Here is a 3614-nt window from a genome sequence, read left to right as displayed (position 1 = left end):
ACATGCCGGAGCCGGAGGTCATCAGGTTCTGCTTCTCCAGCGTCGGGTAGGTGCCGCTCGCCAGGTCGGAGACGGCGAGCTGCTTGCCGACGACGTGGTAGGTGAGGATCTTGGTCAGCATCGCCTTGTTGGCGAGGACCTTGGCGAGGGTGGCCTTCGGCAGCTTGGCGAAGGCGGCGTTGTCGGGCGCGAAGACGGTGATGTTCTGCGCCGAGTTCAAGGTGTCGACCAGGCCGGCCTTCTTCACGGCGGTCACCAGGGTCGACAGCGCCGGGTTGTTCGACGCGGCGGTGGCGACCGGGTCCGTCGCCATCCCGTTGAAGCTGCCCTTGCCGGTCTTCGGGATCGTCGAACACGCCGGGCCGAACGGCTTGTCGGCCGACGGCATCGCCGCTGCGGGGCTCGACGGGGTCGAGGCCGTCGTGGGGCTCGACGAGGCGCTGCTCTTGGAGTCCGAGTTCGACTGGCACGCGGAAGCGGTCACCGCCAGCGTCGCGGCGGCGGCAACGGCGAGCGCGACACGCGCGGTGCGGGATGACGTCATCTCAGGTCTCCTTCAAACGGTGTTGTCGATCGTCATTCGGAGTCACGCCGCTCGCGGATGGGTGCGAGTTCTGTCTTTTTCCCGCCACCGGTCACCGGGGGCGCCGCGGACCGGTGAAGGCGCGGTCGGCGGGCGGGGGCCTGCGAGGCGCGATCTCCGGCGACGGCGGCCGGGGGCCCACCCGGTGGCGGCCGCTCGGGCACCCCTGGCGTGCTCGGCGGCGCCCCTCCCCGGAGCCCGAACCGGCCGCTCCCCCACCCCGTAACGGCCGGTTCGCGTACCCCGGCCTGTCCCGAAAAGCACCGTTGACACCTCTGAGGGGCCGCGGTCAGATGATGCTGCTTTTCGCGCGTCCGGTCGGTCCGGCACGTCAACGGGACGACCGCCCGTCCACTCACCGCCGGACGCCACGCGGGCGTCCGGCCTGCGAAAGGAACGGCATGGCTCTCTCCACCCGGCTGACCGGCGCACTCGGCGCCCTCGGACTCGGCGCCGCGCTCGTCCTCACCGGCTCCGGCCAGGCGCTCGCCGCCCCCGCGCCCGCGCACAGCGCCGCCTCCGCCACCACGACCGGCGGCTCGCACCTGCTGGTGACCTTCACCAGAGCGGCCACCGCCCGGTCCCCGAAGGTGACGTTCGGCTGTTCGGTGACGTATCCCGAGGTCACCGACACGTTCTCCAACGGTGAGTTCAGCTGGTCCGCGGCGGTCAGTTGCAGCGTCGCCCTGCACATGCAGGGCACGACGGCGTTCTACCAGTGGGGCAGCAGCAACGCCTACGCGTTCGGTTCGAGCTACAACAACACCGCCACCTCCAACCAGAGCACCGGCGCCGTCTACGGCATCCACACCGGCCAGTGGGGCGTCAACAACAACGTCGACATCTTCCCGCCGGCCGGGTACACCACGACGCTGAGCTCCGGCTGCTACAACGTCAACGCGAGCGACATCCACTGCACGTCGACCAGCGGCCCGGTCACCGCGGGCTGACACTGCGGTACGGCGGGCGGTCCCGCCGGTACGGCCGCCCGGCGACCGCGTCCGGGCGGCACCGCGGGACGCCACCTCCGCATCTCCCCGTCCCGGGAGGCGTTGTCCGGGAATCCGTGGGCACACTCGGGGACATCCCGGTTCCCAGCGAAGGTCCGTTCCGCATGTTCGGTCGTCCGTCCCGTGGCCTCCTGCCGTCCCCGCGTGCCGGGCGGGGCAGAGGGTGGGCGGTCCGCGCGCTGGTGGTCGTCGTGGTGGGACTGGTGATCGCCGGGATCGTGCGGGAGTCGGGCGGAACGGGATCGCCGTCCTCGCGGCCGGGACCGTGGTTCGGGGTGCTGCGGGTCTCCACCCGGGCCCAGGCGGAACGGCTGGCCGGCACCGGACTGGACCGGGCCGTGGTCAGCCTGGACTGGAACCGGTACGAACCCGCGCCCGGCCGGACCGACCCCGGCTACGTCGCGGGGATCGCCACGCTCGTCGCACAGCTGAGGTCGCAGGGCGTCGGAGTCGTGCTCGACCCGGGACTCCAGCACCCGCCACCGTGGGTCTTCGGCCTGCCCGGCGGCACGCGGTTCCGCGACCAGTACGGCGTGGTGTGGAACGGTTCCGCCGCCGACGGAACCGCGGTGGCCGACGCGGTCTTCGACCCGCACGTGCGCGCGGCCGAGGCCGGCTACCTGCGGCGGGTGGCCGCCGACCTCGGCGGCGGAAGCTTCGCCGGCATCCGGGTGGGCGGCCTGCTCAGCGGCGAACTGCGGTACCCGCCCGCCGACGACGGCGCCGGGCACCACGACGCCCTCTGGTACTTCGACGCCTCCGCCCGGGTCTCGGCACCGGTGCCCGGCTGGCGGCCGGGCGGGGGCAGCCGGGCGGACACCGCGCGGTCCGTCGACGCCTACCTCGGCGCGCTCACCGGCTACGAACGCTGGCTGCTGCGCGCCACCGCCGGTGCCTTCCCCAACGGCCGGCTCGACGTGCTCCTGCCCGGCTGGGGGCTGCGCCCGGGTCAGGTCGGGCAGGCGGTGGCCGACGGGCTCGACGGACGCAGCCGCGCGGAGCAGGGAGGCATGCTGGCCTCCGGCCTGGACTGGGCCCAGCAGGTCCCCGCGCTGGAGGTGGCCCGGTCCCGGGCGGTGGCGTACACGACGTGGCTCGACGCGGCATCCGGCGGCTCGACTCCCCAACTGGTCAGTCCCGTGCAGTACCTGGCCTCCCTCGCGGCACCCGAAAAGCTCCCGGTCGCCGGTGAGAACACCCGGTTGAAGGGCACCGGGACACAGGCGAGGACGGCCCTGCGGATCTGCCTGAGCCGGGTACGCGCCCTGCGGCTGGCCGGGATGATGTGGATGGACGAACCCGACCTGCTCGCCGCCCGCGGCGGCCTGACCCTCGCCCAGTACGCCGGAGCGGTGTCCGCCTACCACTCCCCCGTACGCGTGAACGACTGAACGGTCGGCGGTTGTGGCGGGCGGCGGGCCATGGGGGTGGGTGACGGCAGCGGGGGCGCGCAACGTCCGCATGGGTACGCAACGTCCGCATGGGTGGGCGGCGTTGAGGTGGACGCGCAACGTCCGCACGGGTACGCAACGTCTGCGGAGCCGCGCAACATGCGTACGGGTGGGCCACGTCCACGTAACGCGTGACATCCGCACGGGTACGCAACATCCACGTAGCCGCGCAACATCCGCACGCGTGGGCAACCTCCGTACGGGCAGGCGGCGCCCGGTGGGGTGGGCGACGTCCGCGGACGTGGGCACCACCCACCCGGACCGCACCGCCCACCCGAACCCGCACACCCCCAACGCCCCGCCTCGACCCCCGTCCGCCGGCCACCGGCCACCGCCGACCCCCACCCACCACCCATCACCCGCCACCCCCCCCCCGCCACCCCCCCCCCCACCCCCCCCCCCACACCCCGCCCCCGTACCCCCCGTCCAGCCCCGCTCCCAGCCAGCCTGTGCCCCCCAGGGAGCGGCTGGGCGCGGTGCCGCCCGACCCCGTTGCCCACACCCGGTGGAGGCCGCGCCGCGATGGTTGGTGGGATGGAGCAGTCCGGCGGCGCGCATTTCCGGCATGGC

3 protein-coding genes are annotated in these 3614 nt (G+C 73.6%); 2 read left to right on the top strand and 1 reads right to left on the bottom strand.

Translation table 11 applies throughout. The annotated features are described in order from the left end of the window. Positions 1 to 544: fasciclin domain-containing protein (locus tag POF43_RS34295; RefSeq protein WP_282704959.1), on the bottom strand; the 544-nt coding region annotated here is incomplete at its 3' end. Between the two features lie 440 nt (positions 545 to 984). Between POF43_RS34295 and POF43_RS34290 the strand changes: the two genes are divergently transcribed. Together POF43_RS34290 and POF43_RS34285 are read left to right on the top strand one after the other, a co-directional pair. After that, positions 985 to 1533, top strand: a complete 549-nt coding sequence (locus POF43_RS34290; protein ID WP_271316478.1) for a hypothetical protein — start codon at positions 985 to 987, stop codon at positions 1531 to 1533. Positions 1534 to 1784: 251 nt separating this feature from the next. Further along, a complete protein-coding gene (locus POF43_RS34285; protein ID WP_271324720.1) occupies positions 1785 to 2984 on the top strand; it encodes a hypothetical protein in 1200 nt (399 codons plus the stop codon). The last annotated feature ends 630 nt before the right edge of the window (positions 2985 to 3614 follow it).

It is taken from the genome of Streptantibioticus silvisoli (assembly GCF_027947535.2).
In the GTDB taxonomy this organism is placed as follows: domain Bacteria; phylum Actinomycetota; class Actinomycetes; order Streptomycetales; family Streptomycetaceae; genus Streptantibioticus_C; species Streptantibioticus_C silvisoli.
The sequence above is the reverse complement of the archived record's forward strand: the minus strand, read 5'-3'. Positions and strand labels throughout refer to the sequence as shown.

Bases quoted from the DNA above. Each gene is read 5' to 3' on its own strand.
- POF43_RS34290 (WP_271316478.1), top strand. From the start codon at position 985: ATGGCTCTCTCCACCCGGCTGACCGGCGCACTCGGCGCCCTCGGACTC.